Consider the following 16,471-nt stretch of genomic DNA (forward strand, 5'->3'; position numbering starts at 1 on the left):
CCCATGACGCCACGGGCCGTCAACCAAGGGACAAACCATGTCAGACCCGAACGCTTCCCCGTTCAACGCCTTGCCGCCGGTGGTGATCGCGCTGGCAGTGGTGATCATCGGGCTTGAGTTGCTGTTTCAGGCCGCGACCGCCGGGTTCTTGGGCGGGCAGGGTGGTGTCGGCTGGCGCTTGGCGGCAATTGGCGATTACGGCGTCTTGAATGAAGTCGTCGACTGGATGTTGGCCAACAACACCTATCCGGGCGAACATCTCTTGCGCTTTGTCACCTATCCGCTGATCCATGGCGGCCTTGTCCATGCGCTTTTTGTAGTGGTTTTCGTTCTGGCCATCGGCAAGATGGTGGCGGAGGTGTTCTCTCCGCTGGCCTTCCTCGCCGTCTTCATGCTCTCGGCGATTGCGGGCGCGCTTGGCTTTACGCTCTTGCTTGATAGCCCCTATCCGCTGATCGGCGGCTACCCGGGCGTTTATGGGTTGATAGGCGCTTTCACCTTTCTGCTTTGGGTCAATCTGACGGCCCGTGGGGCGAACCAATACCGCGCCTTCGTACTCATCGCCGTGCTCTTGATGATCCAGTTGATCTTTGGCGTGATTGACGGGGATTTTGGCAATGTGGTGGCCAATCTCTCCGGCTTCGCCACCGGTTTCATACTGTCATTTCTGGTCAGTCCCGGCGGCTGGCACCGGGTGCTGGCCAAGCTCCGGCAGCGTTAAGTCCGCCGGAGCGCGCTGCGCAATTCCGAGATGTGGAAGGCGTTCAGCATCCGCCCGAAGAGGAAATAGCTGAGCATCCCAAGGACAACCATCACCGCCAGTGCCGCATAGCGCCAACCGCTTGTGCCCAGCAGAGGCCCAAGCAACAGTTCCAACCCCATCAAAACCGCTCCCATCAGCGCCGAGGCCGCCACGATCCGCCAGACCCGGCGGCGATAGCGCGCATCGAAGCGCGCGACCTCGCCCATCGGCCGTGTGCCGCGTATCAGCAACCAGACCATGACCCAGGCCGCCACGGTTGTGCCAATCGCCGCGCCCAGAAAGCCGATGGCAAAGGCCAAGCCTACAGCCACCACCGCATTCACCACCATTGCGACGACGGCAAAGCGGAACGGCGACCGGGTGTCCTCGCGGGCGAAATAAAGCGGTTGCAGCACCTTTTGCAGCACAAAAGCCGGCAAGCCCAACCCATAGACCGTCAAGGCCAGCGCCGTGGCCGCCACATCATCCGGCCCAAACGCGCCCCGCCCGAACAAGACCGAGACCAGCGGGATCGGGATCACCATCAGCGCCACCGCCGACGGGATCGTCAGCGCCATGGACAGCTCCGCCGCTCGGCTAAGCGCTTCGCGCCCGCCTGCGCCATCTTCCGCCCTGAGACGTCGCGACAGATCGGGGAGAAGCACGATCCCAATCGCGATCCCAACCACGCCAAGGGGCAGTTGATAGAGCCGGTCCGCCAAGCTCAGCCACACGATCGCGCCCTCAAAGAAACTGGCGACCTGACGGCCCACCAAAAGGTTGATCTGCACCACGCCGCCGGCCAGCATCGCGGGCGCGGCAATGATCGCCAACCGCTTCAGATCGGGCGACAGAACCGGCATCTGCAGCCGCATCCGAAACCCGGCCCGTGCTGCGGCGACCCAGACCAGCGCCACCTGGATCACACCCGCAACCAGCACCCCCCAAACCAACATCGCGCCGGTATGCACGCCGTCCAAAGCCTCAAATCCCGAGACGCCAACGACATCTTCCAAAACCCCGGATTGCGCCAACACAAGCGCGCCGATCAGAACCATGTTCAGCAAAACAGGCGCCGCAGCGGCGGCGGCGAAGCGGCCCGAGGCGTTCAACACGCCAGATAAAAGCGCCGCTAGCGAGATGAACAGGATATAGCCAAAGGCGATCCGCCCAAAGATGACCGCCAGATCAAACCGCGCATCGCCTGCAAAGCCGCTTGCCATCGCCAAGACCAGCCAGGGCATCGCAAGCTGCGCCAGAAGCGTAAAAGCGATCAGCACGGTCGCAAGCCCCGCAAAGGCATCCCGCGCGAAGCCCACGGCGTCCTCGCCGCCTTCGAGCTTCTTCGAGAAAAGCGGCACGAAAGCGGTGTTAAACGCGCCCTCGGCGAAGAAGCGGCGGAACATATTGGGCAGGCTGAACGCCACCAAGAACGCCTCTGCCACTGGTCCAGCGCCCAACGTCCCAGCGATCAGAATGTCGCGCAGGAAGCCAAAGATGCGGCTGAGCAAGGTCCAGACGCCGACGGTCAGGAACCCGGTCACCAAGCGGATTGGGCGTGCAGCCGCCATACCTCAGGCCCCGGCCCGTTCGGCCACGCGCGCAATTGCGTCGCGCAGCTTGCGTTCCAGCCCGTCTTGCTTGGATTTGGCATAGAATTTCAGGCCGAACATGTCCTTCACATAGAAGGTATCCACCACCTGCGCGCCATAGGTCGCGATCACCGCGCTGGCGATGTAAATATTGTTCGCGGCCAATGTTTTGGTCAGATCATAAAGCAGGCCGGGGCGGTCGCGTGTGTCCACCTCGATGATCGTGTAAATCTCCGAGCCTTCATTGTCGAAAGTGATCGTGGTCGGCACATCAAAGGGCCGTTCGCGCTTCTTGATTTTTTCGCGGCCTTTCAGGGCCTGGCTGGCCACCACTTCGCCTTTCAGCGTCTTGTCGATCATGCCTTTCAGGCGCGGCAGGCGGGACTCCTCATAGGGGTTGCCTTCGCTGTCCTGGACCCAGAACACCGCCGTCGCAAACCCGTCTTTCGACGTGTAGGTGCGCGCGTCGACCACATTCGCGCCGACCAAGCTCAACGCCCCTGCCAACCGGTTGAAAATGCCCGGATGGTCGGCCAAGGCGAAGCAGACCCGCGTCGCGTCCCGGTCCAAATCGCGGCGGGTATCGATGCGAATTTCGTCCTCACCCAAATCGCGCAGCATCTCCGCGAAGGTGACTTGGCTGGCAAGGTCCAGCCCCTGCCAATAGGGCCCGTAATGCCGCGCGATCTCCGCCTTCAATTCGGGCTTTGCCCAGCCCGCCAGCGCCTCGCGCAGCGCGCGCTTCGCCTCGCCTTCCAGCTTGTCGCGGTTGAGGTCTTCCAGCCCGGTTTTCAGCGCATCCGCCGTTGCCCGATGGAGCCCGCGCAGCAAGGTGGCCTTCCAGTTGTTCCAGGTGTTCGGCCCAACCCCACGAATGTCGCAGACGGTCAGGACAGTCATCAGTTCCAAGCGTTCGACCGTCTTCACCGCTTTGGCGAAATCGCGCACTGTGCGCGGATCGGAGATATCGCGTTTCTGCGCCATGTCCGACATCAAGAGGTGATAGCGCACCAGCCATTCCACAGTCTCGCATTCTGCCGGTTTCAGCCCCAAGCGGGGGCAGATCGCGCGGGCCAAACGTGCACCCAAGATCGAGTGATCTTCCTTGCGCCCTTTGCCGATGTCATGCAGCAGGCAGGCGACATAAAGCACCTTCCGGTTCACGCCGCGCTCCAGAATGCCCGAGGCGACCGGAAGCTCTTCGATCAGCTCGCCGCGCTCGATCTGCGCCAGCGTCGAGATGACTTGGATCGTATGCTCATCGACCGTGTAGCTGTGATACATATTGAACTGCATCATCGCCACGATCTCTGCGAATTCCGGGATAAACGCGCCCAAAACTCCCAGTTCGTTCATCCGCCTGAGCGCCCGTTCCGGGTTGCCGTGTTTCAGCAGCAGATCAAGGAATATCCGGTTCGCTTCGGGGTCGCGGCGCAACTGATCATCGATCAGGTCGAGATGCGCGGTGACCATCCGCATCGCATCGGGGTGCAGCAGATAGCCGGTACGCAACCCCTCCTCGAAGAGCCGCAGGATATTCACCTTATCGGCAAAGAAATCCGCCTCATTCGCCACGGTCAGCCGGTTCTGCTTCACCTCATACCCGGGCTTGAGCTTCCGCCGCCGCGTGCGTTTGCGCCCGCGGAGGAAGCCCCAAAGCCCGGGTTCCTGTTTCACATGGCTGGCCTCAAGTGCTGTAAGGAAGATCCGCGTCAGCTCACCCACCTTGGTCGCATGTCGGAAATAGGCCTGCATGAAATGTTCGACGGCCCGGCGGTCTTCGCTATCGGTGTAGCCCATGCGCTCGGCCACTTGGACTTGCATGTCGAAGGTCAACTGATCCTGCGCCCGATTGGCGATCAGATGCAGATGGCAGCGGATTGACCACAGAAAGCGCTCCGCGGCATCAAACGCGTCGAACTCATCTTGTGTGAACAAGCCACGATCGACCAGCGCGGCGACGTCATCGATCCCGTAGAGATATTTGGTGATCCAATAGAGCGTCTGCAGATCGCGCAGCCCGCCCTTGCCCTCTTTGACATTGGGCTCCAGCATATAACGCTGACCGCCCTGTTTGCGGTGCCGCGTGGCACGTTCATCAAGCTTCGCCTCGATGAATTCCGAGCTGGTGCCGGCGAAAAGCTGGTCCCGCAGCGTATCTTGCAATTCGGAAGCCAGCGCTGCATCGCCCGCCAGATAGCGCATTTCCAGGAAGGTCGTGCGGATCGTGAAATCCTCTTTACCGAGCCTGAGGCATTCCTTGATCGTCCGGCTGGCATGACCGACTTTCAGCCGCAAATCCCAGAGCATATAGAGCGTGGACTCGATGATGCTTTCGATCTTGCCGGTCATCTTCCAGGGTGTGACGAACAGCAAATCCACATCCGAATAAGGCGCCATCTCGCCCCGGCCATATCCGCCCACGGCCATTACAGCGACGCGTTCGGCATCTGTCGGCGTTGGTGTTGGGTGGAGCCGCGCAGTGGCCACGTGCAACACTTCTTTCAGAATGCCATCGGTCAGATAGGCATAGGCGCGCAGCACCCGCCGCGCCGCCGTGGGGTCCTCTGCAAAGGCCTCGGCGATGCGAGTCCGACCGGCCTTTTGCGCCTTTGCCAAGACGGCAACAACGGCGCTCCTGACGCCGCCCGTCGCGGCGCAATCGGCGATTGCGGCCTCGATCTCTGCCCGGATCGTCGGTTGGTCGAAAATCTCAGACGCCGCGCAGATCAGCGCGGCGCCCGGGTCTGTCTCGGAGGGCGTTGGCGCGGGGTCAGAAGCCCGCGGGGCCAAGGCGTCTTGGGGCAGGGTCAATCACGGCCACCTGGTTGTTTTCCACTTGCACGACGGCCATCGCACGCTCGTTCGTGCCATCGGCTCTCAGGCGGAATACTCCGTTCGCCCCGGCAAAGCCAGAGGAGGCGGTCAACTCAGCGACACCAAGCCGCCCTTGGGTTGCGGCCGTCTCGGCCACGGCGCGCATCGCGTCATAGCCGATCGCGGCCAAGATATGGGCGGGCGTGCCATTGGCCGCCTCATAGCGCGCGTTGAATTGCGCAGCTGCGGACGGATCGGGCAGCGCGAACCAGCCCCCCTGCAACCCGGACAGTTCCAGCGTTTGCGGCGGTACATCCCACCGCGACAGGCCCATGACCCGGGTCGCCTCGGTATCCAGCCCGTTTTCCGGCAGAAGCTGCGCAAAGAGCGGCAGGGCGCCAGCGGCGTCTCCGGTCATCATCAACGCGTTGGTGTCGGTTGAGCGCACAGTGCTCATCACCGTGGGCAACGCGGCCACGACGCCGTTTTGTGAGAACTCATAGCTCACCCGGCCCGTGATGGTGGCCCCATTCGCGACCGCCGCACGTTCGACCGCTTCGCGTGCCACTTCACCGGCTAAATTGCGGGCATGCAGGATTAGCACCCGATTGCGCCCCTGCGCGGCGGAATAGCTCATCATCCGCGTCGCGGTGTTCTGGAACGTATGGCCGAGCACGAAGACATTGCCGCCCGCGATCTCGGTGTTGTTCGAGAAGCTCAAGACATTGATATTGGAGCGCGCCACGGCGACGCCCACGGCAGCCGCCGCGTCCGAGCGGAGCGGGCCAAGGATCACATCGGCGCCTTCGCTCACAGCCTGCTGCGCCACCGCCGCCGCCTGGGATGCGTTTGCGGCGGTGTTGTAGACCGTCAGATTGACCTGGATATCCGGCACATCGGTCAGCGCCAACCGTGCGGCGTTTTCCAAGCTGCGCGCGACCAAATCATCGCCCGCGCTGGCGGAGCCGTACGGCAGAAGCATCGCCACATTGATGGTTTGCCCCGACACGCGCGGCCCCGTCGGGCCGGAGCCCGGAACGCCCACCTGGCAGGCGGCCAAAAGAGCGGTAAGTCCAAGAAAAGAAAGCAGCCGGAACGGCTTGCGGAAATGTCGCAAAGCAGAGATCATGAGGGTCCTTGTCTCCCTGAGGGCACCTGTCATCAATGGGCGTGAGCCTAGTGGGTTCATCCCCCCAAGTAAACGCCGCCGGAGCGCCTGACCATGAGTGATTTTCCCGCTGAGCTCGACCCCGGTGCCACTCCGGCCCGCCGCGTGCGCCTTGCACCCGGGGTCTATTTTGTGGCCACACCAATTGGGGCGGCCCGGGATATCACCTTGCGGGCGTTGGATATTCTTCTCAGCGCCGATGTGATCGCCGCTGAAGACACCCGAACGGCGCGGAAACTGATGGAACTGCATGGCGTGCCATTGGGCGAACGTCCGCTGATCGCCTATTACGACCATAACGGCCCGGCACAACGGCCCCGGCTTCTGGCCGCTTTAGCGGAAGGGAAATCCCTGGCCTATGTATCGGAGGCCGGAACACCGCTTGTGGCGGATCCGGGCTATCAACTGGGGCGGGCGGCGATCGAAGCCGGCGCGGCAGTCTTTGCGGCACCGGGGGCCTCAGCCGCTTTGGCCGCGCTCAGTGTGTCGGGGTTGCCCAGTGACCGGTTCCTCTTTGCCGGGTTTCCCCCGAATGCGTCCGGCGCGCAAAAGCGCTGGCTTGAGGGGCTGCGGGATATTGACGCGACCCTTTTGCTCTATGAAAGCCCCAAACGTATTCATCGGTTGTTAGATAATTTGGCGGAGACTGTCGGGGCGGATCGCGAGGTGGCGCTGTGTCGCGAGCTGACAAAACGCTTCGAAGAGGTGATCCGCGGATCGGTCGCGGATGTGGCCAAGCAGATCAAGGACCGGAGCCTGAAAGGCGAAATCGTGGTGGTGATTGGGCGAGGGAAACCACGCCAAGCCGCCACAGAAGATGTGGAGGCCGCTTTGACAGAGGCTTTGAAAACAAACCGGGTGAAAGACGCCGCAACCGAGGTTGCGGATAGATTCGGAATGCCGCGCCGCGAGATCTATCAATTGGCCCTGAAATTGGGGGAGCGATGATGACCGGCCAAGTCAATTACCTCGCCGGAAAGGTTGCCGAAGACCAGGTCGCGGCGCGCTATGCGCACGACGGGCATGTGATCCTGTCCCGGCGCTGGCGCGGCCAAGCCGGGGAGCTGGATTTGGTGACCGAGAAAGACGGTGAGATCGTTTTTGTCGAGGTTAAGAAAAGCCGGAGCTTTGCACGGGCGGCGGAACGCCTGTCCCGGAGACAAATGCAGCGGATTTATACCAGCGCATCGGATTTTCTTGGCCACATGCCCCGTGGTCAGAATTCAGACGCCCGGTTTGACGTCGCGCTTGTCGATACCCACGGTGGTATAGAGATCATCGAAAACGCCCTCTCTGCCTAATCACGCCCTTCTCCCATTGCATGGCTCTCAAGACCGCGCCATGTAGGCACAACAACACTGGGACGGAGCGCGGTTATGGGCTTGAGAATTGCTTTTCAGATGGATCCGATCGATGCGATCGACATCAACGCGGATAGCAGTTTCCGCTTGGCCGAAGAGGCGCAAGCGCGCGGGCATGAGTTGTTCTATTACACGCCGGACAAGCTCGCCTATCAAGCTGGCCGGATCACGGCGCGGGGCTGGCCGCTCACGGTGCAACGTGTTGAAGGAGATCACTTTTCACTCGGCGCGGAGGCCGAGATCGACCTGGCCGATTGGGATGTGGTTTGGCTCCGCCAAGATCCGCCCTTCGACATGGGATATATCACCACCACACATTTGCTGGATCACATCCACCCCGAGACATTGGTGGTCAATGATCCGTTTTGGGTGCGGAATTACCCCGAAAAACTGCTGGTACTGGCGTTTCCCGACCTAACCCCGCCCACCACGATTGCGCGAGACTTGGACACGCTGAAAGCTTTCAAGGCGGAGCATGACGACATCATCTTGAAGCCGCTCTATGGCAATGGTGGCGCGGGGGTGTTTCGCCTAACACCGGAGGATCGGAACCTCAATTCATTGCATGAGCTTTTTGCCAGCATCAATCGTGAGCCGTTGATTGCGCAGAAATTCTTACCGGATGTAAGCGCAGGCGACAAAAGGATTATTCTGGTCGATGGGGAACCGGTTGGCGCGATCAACCGGGTTCCGGCGGCGGGCGAGACCCGATCCAACATGCATGTGGGCGGCCGTCCTGAGAAAACGGAGATGACCGCGCGCGAGTTGGAGATTTGCGCCCGCATCGGCCCACTTTTGCGGGAAAAGGGGCAGATTTTTGTGGGCATCGATGTGATCGGCAATTCGCTGACCGAGATTAATGTCACGTCCCCAACGGGCATTCAGGAGTTGGAGCGCTTCGACGGCGTCAATATTGCGGAACGGATTTGGCAGGTGATCGAAGACAAGGTCGCGGCCAAATAGGTTACAAAAATTTCGAAATGATCCGGTTTTTGTAACCTATCGGCGGTGCCCGTTAGTTCTTCGCACCGATCAGGCGGAACCCAATCGCTTCGGCGATATGCGGCGCACTGACCTCCGCGTCACGGTCAAGATCGGCGATCGTGCGCGCCACCCGACGGATACGGTGATAGCCGCGCGCGGACAGCTTGAACCGGTCGGCGGCTTTCGTGAGAAGCTCTTTCCCTTCCGCATCTGGCGTGGCGATTTCGTCCAAAAGGGCGCCTTCCGCGTCGGCGTTGCACCGTGCGCTCACACCGAGGTCGTCAAATCGTGTGGATTGGCGGCCCCGCGCAGCAGCGATCCGCGCGGCTACCGTGGCGCTGTCATCGCCGGACGGTGGGAGATCCAGGTCGGCATAACTCACCGGCGGAACCTCCAGGCGGAGATCGAACCGGTCCATCAGCGGGCCGGAGATTTTGCCCAGATAATCCTCGCCACAAAGCGGGGCACGACCGCAGGCCTGATCCGCATCATAAAGATGGCCGCAGCGGCAGGGATTGGCCGCGGCGATCAATAGGAACCGGCACGGATAGGTCACATGGGCATTGGCCCGGGCCACCACGACATCGCCGGTTTCAATCGGTTGGCGGAGGGTCTCCAAAACGGCGCGCGGGTATTCCGGGAGTTCGTCAAGGAACAACACACCGTTATGCGCCAAGCTGATCTCACCCGGTTTCGCACCGCGCCCGCCGCCGACAATCGCGGCCATGGAGGCGGTGTGATGCGGCGCGCGGTAGGGGCGGGTGCGGGAAATGCCGCCCTCATCCAAGAGACCGGCAAGCGAATGAACCATCGAGGTTTCCAACGCTTCCGCCGCCGAGAGCGGTGGCAACAGGCCGGGCAACCGCGCGGCCAGCATGGATTTGCCGGAACCGGGTGGGCCGACCATCAGCAAGTGGTGCCGCCCGGCGGCGGCGATTTCGAGCGCCCGTTTGGCGCGCTCCTGGCCACGCACTTCTGTCAGGTCTTTGCGGGACGTTTCATTGCGCACCTCGCCGGGTTTGGCTTGCGTGAGCGGCGCGCGATCCGTGAGATGTGCGATCATCTCGGCCAGTGATTTTGCGGCGAAAACGGGCGTTGCGCCGACCCAGGCGGCTTCGGCGCCGCAGGCACACGGACAGAGCAGCACGCGGTCATCCTCGCCCGCCGCCAAGGCCGTGGGCAGCGCGCCGATAACGCCGACCAATGTGCCGTCGAGCGACAGTTCCCCTAGGGCGACTGCTTCTTCAGCGCGTTCACGCGGGACAATCCCAAGCGCGGCGAGCAACGCCAGCGCGATTGGCAGATCGAAATGCGAGCCCTCTTTCGGCAGGTCCGCAGGCGACAGGTTGATGGTGATCCGCTTCGAGGGCAGGGCGATCGCCATGGAGGACAGCGCTGTGCGGACCCGTTCCCGCGCCTCGCTGACCGCTTTGTCCGGCAGGCCAACGATGGAGAAAGCGGGCAGGCCGGGGGTGACTGCGCATTGCACTTCGACCCGGCGCGCTTCCAACCCGTCGAAGGCGACGGTGTGGCATTTGGCGAGCGTCTCGGGGCGGGCGGCGTCCAACATGGTTAACCGCTACGATCTCGAGGTTAGGAAACGGTTAACAGGGTTTAGTCCGGCATGGGGAAGGCGCGTCTTTCCAGGTCCATATCGTAAATCGGCTGTTCTGGCCCGTCGGTGAAGCCCGCCTCGCGCCATTCGCGGAACTTGGCGTGGCTGAGATGCGCGGTCACATAGGCCTGCGCCCTCTCGGACACCGACAGATCATAGGTGGCGATCCGTGTGGCGACGGGGGCGAAGAATGCATCGGCGAGGGAATAGGCGCCGCAAAGCCATGGGCCGCCATGGGCCTCAAAAGCGTCGCCCCAGATCAGGTCCAGCCTGGCCAGATCGGCCTGCACCTCCTCGGAGGGCTGAAACCCAACCCAACCGGTGCGCAGGTTCATCGGACAAGCGCCGCGCAGGGCGGCAAATCCGGCATGCATTTCGGAGACCAGACTGAGCGCGCGGGCGCAGGCGACCGGATCGGTGGGCAGAAGGCCGCGATCTGGGAATGCCTCGGCCAGATGCCAGGCGATGGCGATGCTTTCGGTGAGAAGTCCGCCTTCGGGCGTGCGGACCACCGGGACCGTGTGACCAGGGGCAAAGGCACTGACATCGCAGGCGAAACGGTCATCATAAAGCCGGGTGACGGAGACCTCGACGGGGATGTCGAAGGCGGCGAAGGGCAGCCAACCGCGCAAGGACCAACTGGAGTAAGAGCGGTCGGCGATAAGGAGTTCATAAGTCATGGGCACATTCAGCCGTGCGCATCGCGCATGGTCAAACGGCGATTTCTGATCGGGGTCATCACGGGGTGTGATTGATTTGTCTGACCTTCCAGCCTTCGGCGCCGTGCTCCAGGCGCGTGACCGAGAGGTTGTCGATCTTATGTGACATCGCTTGGTAGGGATCGGTCCCGGCGGCACGCGCGATCTGCGTCATGATCACGCCGATATGGGCGACAGCGATGATGTCGGTCGCGGTGCCATTCAACCGGTCCACCACCGGCGCGACCCGTGCCGCGACCGCGTTCCAGCTTTCGCCCTCGGGGGCGGCAATGTCCCCCGGCTCTTCCCAGAAACAGCGCGAGAGATCCGGATCGCGCGCGGCGACGGCATCAAAACGCAGCCCGTCCCAGGCACCGAAATTGAACTCCCTGAGGCCCGGGTCATGGGGCAGGCGCGTACGGCCGGGGCTCAGGGCGTCGGCGGTGGTGATGGCGCGCGCGAGATCGGAGGAAATGACCAGCGCTGTCTTAGGCAGGAATGCGTTCAACCGGGCAAGTGCCGCGGTGTCGGAGAGATCGGCGGGCACATCGCGCCAGCCGACAAAGGCCTTTTCATGGGTTGGGCCATGACGCACCCACCACCAGCGGGTCACCATGGTGTCCCACCCTGTGAGAGGGTGTTTTTGAGCACGGTGGGCAGGCCCGCGGTGACCAACACCACCAAATCCGCCTCAGCGGCCAATCGCTGGTTCAAAACCCCTTGGGCGCGTTGGAACTGACGGCCCAGTTTGGTGTCGGGCACGATACTCTGACCAACTTCATTGGTGACCACAACCACCGGGGCCACCGTCAGGGTCATCACCTCGATCAGCTGGTCTGCCTCGTCTTCCCAATCCCGCCCATCCAGCATCACATTGGTGAGCCAAAGCGTCGCGCAGTCAAAAAGCGCGACCTCTTCGGCTTCCAACTGCGCCAGCGGCGGGGCTGGGTCGCGCGGCGCTTCGACTGTGCGCCAGCCCTGGCCCGCGCGCGCCTCGCGATGGCTGTCGATCTTGATCTGCATTTCGGCATCCAGTGCCTCAGCGGTGGCAAGATAGACTTTCGCCAAGCCGGATTGATGCACCAGCCCCTCGGCAAAGGCGGATTTTCCCGAGGCGGTTCCGCCAATCACCAGGCTGAGAGAGGGCAATCGCAATTATGTGTCCCTTCATGTGATCCGAATGCGGGTATGCTGCGTAACACTCTTAGGACCGTGGGAAGCGTGGTCCAACATCAAATACTTACCGGGGGGTGAGTCATGGCTTTGGATATGGGTGGAGATCGGTCCTTTTCGCGCCGGGCGATGAAGGCGGAGCTTCTGGATGCCGAGACGGAGTTGCGCCTGGCCTATGCCTGGCGGGATCATCGCGATGAGGCCGCGCTGCATCGGTTGATCACGGCCTATATGCGGTTGGCGATTTCGATGGCCGCGAAGTTCAAACGCTATGGCGCGCCGATGAACGACCTGATCCAGGAGGCGGGCTTGGGCCTGATGAAAGCCGCCGACAAGTTTGATCCAGATCGTGGGGTGCGGTTTTCGACCTATGCGGTCTGGTGGATCAAAGCTTCGATCCAAGATTACGTGATGCGCAACTGGTCGATGGTGCGCACCGGCTCGACCAGCAGTCAAAAATCGCTCTTCTTCAATATGCGCCGGGTGCAGGCGCAGATCGAGCGCGAGGCAATGGCGTCGGGAGAGACGCTCGATCGGCATCAGCTTCGCGAGATGATCGCCAGCGAGGTTGGCGTGCCGCTGCATGATGTCGAGATGATGGAAGGGCGTCTTGCGGGGTCGGATTACTCGCTGAACGCCACGCAATCGGTCGAGGATGAGGGCCGTGAGTGGATTGATGCTCTGGAAGATGACGGTGATCAGGCGGCCGAGTTGGTCGAGCACGCGCATGATACCGAGCAGCTCCGGAATTGGCTGATCACGGCGATGCAGGCGCTGAATGAGCGGGAGCGGTTCATTGTCCGCGAGCGCAAGCTGCGCGAGGACCCGCGCACGCTGGAGAGCTTGGGCAACGAGTTGGGCCTGTCGAAAGAGAGGGTGCGGCAGTTGGAAGCCGCCGCCTTTGGCAAAATGCGCAAGAACCTCGAAGCGCAGTCGAAAGAGGTGCTGTCATTCTTCGCCGCGTAATCTTCCACGCGCCTTTGGGCCTGATGGCAGGGCTGTTTCTGGTCGCCCTATTGATGCTCCCGATGTGAACGCGCGACCAACGCTTTGAGTCGCCGCTGTCGGCGCCGGTAGAAGGCGCGGGCAAAGGCGGCGACAAAGGGCGTTCTCCAGCCGGCCTCGACCGTCACTTCATCACTATACCATGTGCCGTCCCCCTCGGGTCTGAGACTGATCACATGGTCCCAGACGCGGACCATTTGCCCTTCGCCCTGATCCTGGATGAACCGGGTGTCGCCATCGGGTGGCGGGAAGCTGACGCGGAGGATTTGCCAGCCGAGGGGAATGCCAAGCGGCCCCGATACCGCGGCACGATAGGCCCCTTCTTTCCAAATGTCGGGCCAATCCGGTAGATCAAGCGGACGAAAGCTCAACCAGCCTTTGGTAAGATGGCGGAGCGTATCGGGGCGTTGCAAGAGCGCCCAAACCAGATCGGGCGGCCCGGGTAAGTGACAGGTTTCACGGATCACGCGCGGGGTCATTGCAGTTGTGTCCAAGCGGTGGGCGGCCTACACCGGAGCAGGAGACCTGAGAAGAGGGCCGCCATGCTGACCGGAAAACGCATTTTGATCATAATTGGGGGCGGAATAGCCGCGTTCAAGGCGTTGGATTTGATCCGGCGGCTGCGCGATCAGGGCGCCAGAGTGGTGCCGGTTCTGACCAAGGCGGGGGAGGAGTTTGTGACCCCGCTTTCCGCCTCGGCCTTGGCGGCGGAGAAGGTCTATCGCGATCTCTTCGATCTGACCGATGAAGCGGAGATGGGGCATATCGAGCTGAGCCGCGCCGCCGATTTGGTGGTGGTCGCGCCCGCAACGGCGGATTTGATGGCGAAGATGGCCGGTGGCCATGCCAATGATCTGGCCTCGACGCTTTTGATGGCGACCGACAAGCGCGTGCTGATCGCGCCTGCGATGAATGTGCGAATGTGGGAGCATGCGGCGACACAGCGGAACCTGGCCGTGTTGCAGGGCGACGGCGTTCTCGTTGTCGGGCCGAATGAGGGCGACATGGCGTGCGGCGAATATGGCCCGGGCCGGATGGCGGAGGTGCCCGAGATCGTTGCGGCGGTCGGTGCCGCATTGGGCGACGGGCCTTTGAAAAGACGCCATGTGTTGGTGACTTCTGGGCCGACGCATGAGCCGATTGACCCGGTGCGCTATATTGCGAACCGTTCTTCGGGCGCGCAGGGCACAGCTTTGGCCGCCGCATTGCGCGATTTGGGCGCGTCGGTGACCTTCGTGACCGGGCCGGCAACGGTTGCGCCGCCAGATGGCGTGACCGTGGTGCCGGTGGAGACCGCGCGGGAGATGGCCGGGGCGGTCGAGGCCGCCTTGCCCGCAGATGCGGCGGTGTTTGCTGCCGCCGTGGCCGATTGGCGTGTGGAAAACGCAACCGATGAGAAGATGAAAAAGACATCCGGTGGGATGCCCGAATTGGCCTTCGCCGAGAACCCGGACATTCTGGCCAGCGTCGCTCAGATGACAAAGGGGCGGCCCAGGTTGGTGGTTGGGTTCGCTGCCGAGACCAATGACGTGCGGGCCCATGCAACGGCCAAGCGGGAGCGGAAAGGCTGCGACTGGATCGTCGCCAATGACGTCTCGCCCGAGACCGGGATCATGGGCGGATCGGAGAATGCGGTGCATTTGGTGACCGCCGATGGGGTTGAGGATTGGCCGCGCATGTCGAAGGCCGAGACCGCCCGGCAATTGGCGCTGCGGATCGCTGACGCCTTGGGTGCCGCCGAATGAGCACCGTTATCGAGGTTTTCCGCGAAGACTGGGCGGATTTGGATATCGCGCTGCCGGCCTATGCCACTGCGGGCGCCGCGGGCGCTGATCTGCGGGCGAACTTCCCACCGGAGGAGCGCGACACCGGGTTCATCCTGCAACCGATGGATCGGCGGATTGTGCCGACGGGGCTGCGCGTGGCGATCCCGGAGGGGTTCGAGATGCAGATCCGGCCCCGGTCTGGTTTGGCGTTGAAACACGGGATCACGCTGCCCAATACACCCGGCACGATCGATAGCGATTATCGCGGGCCTCTGGGGGTTTTGCTGGTGAATTTCGGCGCGGAGCCGTTCCCGATTGCCCATGGCGACAGGATTGCCCAGGCGATCATCGCGCCGGTCGTGCAGGCTGAGTTCCATCTGGTCCATGAGATGGGGGAGACTGCACGGGGCGGCGGCGGGTTTGGCTCCACTGGGGTCGGCTGATGCTGTTTGTTCTCATCCTCGCGGGCGTGATCCTTGGGATCGGCCATCTGATGGGCGCGCCTTGGCGCGCGCGCGGTTACATGGTGGGGCTGCTGTTTGTGGCGGTTCTGGCGGTGCAAGTGGCGCTGCCAGCGGGCCATCCCCTGCGGGAGGGGACCGGCGGCTCGCCTGCGCCTTGGCTGCTTTTGGCGGGCGGTGTCGCTTTGATCTTGGCCTATCGCGCGGTGTTGCAGCGGATCAGAGAACGGGCCGAAGCGGCCGAGCAGGCCCGCGCCGCGCCGCCCGCGCCTCAGGGGCCCTTCACCAGCGATGAGTTGGAGCGTTATGCGCGCCATATCACGCTGCCGGATATCGGCGGGCGGGGGCAGAAGGCGCTGAAAGAGGCGAAAGTCCTGGTCGTGGGCGCGGGCGGACTGGGCTCCCCCGCGCTGCTCTATCTGGCGGCGGCGGGTGTTGGCACAATCGGGGTGATCGACAATGACGAGGTCGATCTGTCAAACCTGCAGCGGCAGATCATCCACAGCGATCAGCGTCAGGAGATGCCGAAGGTGTTTTCCGCCGAGATCGCGATCAAAGCGCTAAATCCGTTTGTCACCGTCAAACCCTATCATCGGCGGTTGACCGATGAGATCGCAGTGGAGCTTTTTGCCGAATACGATCTGATCCTTGACGGGACCGACAGCTATGCCACCCGTGATCTGATCAACCGCGCGGCGCAGGCCAGCGGGCGGCCTGTGATGGCCGGGGCAATTTCGGCTTGGGAAGGGCAGGTCACGCTTTACGACCCCGCCGGAGGCGCGCCCTGCTTCGCCTGCATTTTCCCTGATGCGCCGGGGCCGGGCATGGCCGCGACCTGTTCTGAGACGGGTGTGATCGGCGCGCTGCCCGGTGTGATCGGCACAATGATGGCGCTGGAGGCGATCAAAGAGATCACTGGCGCAGGCGAGGGCTTGCGCGGGCGGATGCTGATTTATGATGCGCTTTATGCCGAGACCCGGATTATTCGGCTCAAACGCCGGGCCGATTGTGCGGTTTGCGGTCAGGATTGAGCGCCGCCCCTTGCTCTTCTCCCCCCAGGGGCCATACTCCGGCCTCAGACCAACTAGG

At 62.6% G+C, this 16,471-nt stretch carries 16 protein-coding genes; 8 read left to right on the forward strand and 8 right to left on the reverse strand.

Features of this window, described 5'->3' with window-relative positions:
- Positions 1 to 37 precede the first annotated feature (37 nt).
- Positions 38 to 721, forward strand: a complete 684-nt coding sequence (locus tag GTF44_RS03480) for a rhomboid family intramembrane serine protease (RefSeq protein ID WP_171557539.1) — start codon at positions 38 to 40, stop codon at positions 719 to 721.
- Here the strand turns inward: GTF44_RS03480 and murJ are convergent.
- The 3 genes from murJ to GTF44_RS03495 are packed head-to-tail and all read right to left on the reverse strand — an operon-like array spanning position 718 to position 6,280.
- The gene (gene murJ / locus GTF44_RS03485) at positions 718 to 2,313 is read right to left on the reverse strand and encodes a murein biosynthesis integral membrane protein MurJ (RefSeq protein WP_171557541.1); all 1,596 of its coding nucleotides are present in this window, start codon (positions 2,311 to 2,313) and stop codon (positions 718 to 720) included. The two genes, GTF44_RS03480 and murJ, sit on opposite strands and share 4 nt — an antisense overlap.
- Before the next feature lie 3 nt (positions 2,314 to 2,316).
- Entirely contained in the window at positions 2,317 to 5,127 is a 2,811-nt protein-coding gene (locus GTF44_RS03490; RefSeq protein ID WP_253261168.1) for a [protein-PII] uridylyltransferase, read from the reverse strand.
- Positions 5,108 to 6,280 (reverse strand): penicillin-binding protein activator, encoded by a 1,173-nt coding sequence (locus tag GTF44_RS03495; RefSeq protein ID WP_171557544.1) that lies wholly within the window; start codon positions 6,278 to 6,280, stop codon positions 5,108 to 5,110. The genes GTF44_RS03490 and GTF44_RS03495 overlap by 20 nt, the downstream gene beginning before the upstream one ends.
- 93 nt (positions 6,281 to 6,373) lie before the next feature.
- On the opposite strand from GTF44_RS03495, the gene rsmI reads away from it, so the two are divergent.
- From rsmI to gshB, 3 genes are all read left to right on the forward strand, one after another.
- On the forward strand, positions 6,374 to 7,267 hold the full coding sequence (gene rsmI / locus GTF44_RS03500) for a 16S rRNA (cytidine(1402)-2'-O)-methyltransferase (protein ID WP_171557546.1): 894 nt from the start codon (positions 6,374 to 6,376) through the stop codon (positions 7,265 to 7,267).
- Positions 7,267 to 7,620, forward strand: coding sequence for a YraN family protein (locus GTF44_RS03505; protein WP_171557548.1), 354 nt, complete (start codon positions 7,267 to 7,269; stop codon positions 7,618 to 7,620). The genes rsmI and GTF44_RS03505 overlap by 1 nt, the downstream gene beginning before the upstream one ends.
- Positions 7,621 to 7,695: 75 nt before the next feature.
- The gene (gene gshB / locus GTF44_RS03510) at positions 7,696 to 8,643 is read left to right on the forward strand and encodes a glutathione synthase (protein WP_171557550.1); all 948 of its coding nucleotides are present in this window, start codon (positions 7,696 to 7,698) and stop codon (positions 8,641 to 8,643) included.
- A 52-nt stretch (positions 8,644 to 8,695) separates the two neighbouring features.
- Here gshB and GTF44_RS03515 read toward each other — a convergent pair whose 3' ends face one another.
- Genes GTF44_RS03515 through cobU form a run of 4 tightly spaced genes read right to left on the reverse strand, consistent with a single transcriptional unit; the run spans position 8,696 to position 12,132 of the window.
- Positions 8,696 to 10,234, reverse strand: a complete 1,539-nt coding sequence (locus tag GTF44_RS03515; protein ID WP_171557551.1) for a YifB family Mg chelatase-like AAA ATPase — start codon at positions 10,232 to 10,234, stop codon at positions 8,696 to 8,698.
- A 44-nt stretch (positions 10,235 to 10,278) separates the two neighbouring features.
- A complete protein-coding gene (locus tag GTF44_RS03520; RefSeq protein ID WP_171557553.1) occupies positions 10,279 to 10,959 on the reverse strand; it encodes a glutathione S-transferase in 681 nt (226 codons plus the stop codon).
- 58 nt (positions 10,960 to 11,017) lie between these two features.
- Positions 11,018 to 11,590 carry a histidine phosphatase family protein gene (locus GTF44_RS03525; protein WP_171558595.1) on the reverse strand — a complete coding sequence of 191 codons (573 nt, stop codon included), beginning with the start codon at positions 11,588 to 11,590 and terminating at the stop codon, positions 11,018 to 11,020.
- Complete coding sequence (gene cobU / locus GTF44_RS03530) at positions 11,587 to 12,132, reverse strand: bifunctional adenosylcobinamide kinase/adenosylcobinamide-phosphate guanylyltransferase (protein ID WP_171557555.1); 546 nt, start codon at positions 12,130 to 12,132, stop codon at positions 11,587 to 11,589. The genes GTF44_RS03525 and cobU overlap by 4 nt, the downstream gene beginning before the upstream one ends.
- 102 nt (positions 12,133 to 12,234) lie before the next feature.
- Between cobU and GTF44_RS03535 the strand changes: the two genes are divergently transcribed.
- Complete coding sequence (locus GTF44_RS03535) at positions 12,235 to 13,116, forward strand: RNA polymerase factor sigma-32 (protein WP_145211924.1); 882 nt, start codon at positions 12,235 to 12,237, stop codon at positions 13,114 to 13,116.
- Positions 13,117 to 13,163: 47 nt separating this feature from the next.
- On the opposite strand, the gene GTF44_RS03540 is transcribed toward GTF44_RS03535, so the two are convergent.
- Complete coding sequence (locus GTF44_RS03540; RefSeq protein ID WP_171557556.1) at positions 13,164 to 13,634, reverse strand: hypothetical protein; 471 nt, start codon at positions 13,632 to 13,634, stop codon at positions 13,164 to 13,166.
- A gap of 63 nt (positions 13,635 to 13,697) precedes the next feature.
- Between GTF44_RS03540 and coaBC the strand changes: the two genes are divergently transcribed.
- From coaBC to GTF44_RS03555, 3 genes are read left to right on the forward strand one after another with little or no spacing between them, the layout of a single operon-like run.
- Positions 13,698 to 14,900, forward strand: a complete 1,203-nt coding sequence (gene coaBC, locus GTF44_RS03545) for a bifunctional phosphopantothenoylcysteine decarboxylase/phosphopantothenate--cysteine ligase CoaBC (RefSeq protein WP_171557558.1) — start codon at positions 13,698 to 13,700, stop codon at positions 14,898 to 14,900.
- Positions 14,897 to 15,364 (forward strand): dUTP diphosphatase, encoded by a 468-nt coding sequence (gene dut / locus GTF44_RS03550; RefSeq protein ID WP_171557560.1) that lies wholly within the window; start codon positions 14,897 to 14,899, stop codon positions 15,362 to 15,364. Before coaBC ends, dut begins: the two co-directional genes overlap by 4 nt.
- Positions 15,364 to 16,413, forward strand: coding sequence for a HesA/MoeB/ThiF family protein (locus GTF44_RS03555; protein WP_171557561.1), 1,050 nt, complete (start codon positions 15,364 to 15,366; stop codon positions 16,411 to 16,413). Before dut ends, GTF44_RS03555 begins: the two co-directional genes overlap by 1 nt.
- Positions 16,414 to 16,471: the final 58 nt, after the last annotated feature.

Source organism: Roseobacter sp. HKCCD6576-2 (assembly GCF_013179285.1).
GTDB classification, from domain to species: domain Bacteria; phylum Pseudomonadota; class Alphaproteobacteria; order Rhodobacterales; family Rhodobacteraceae; genus Rhodophyticola; species Rhodophyticola oceani.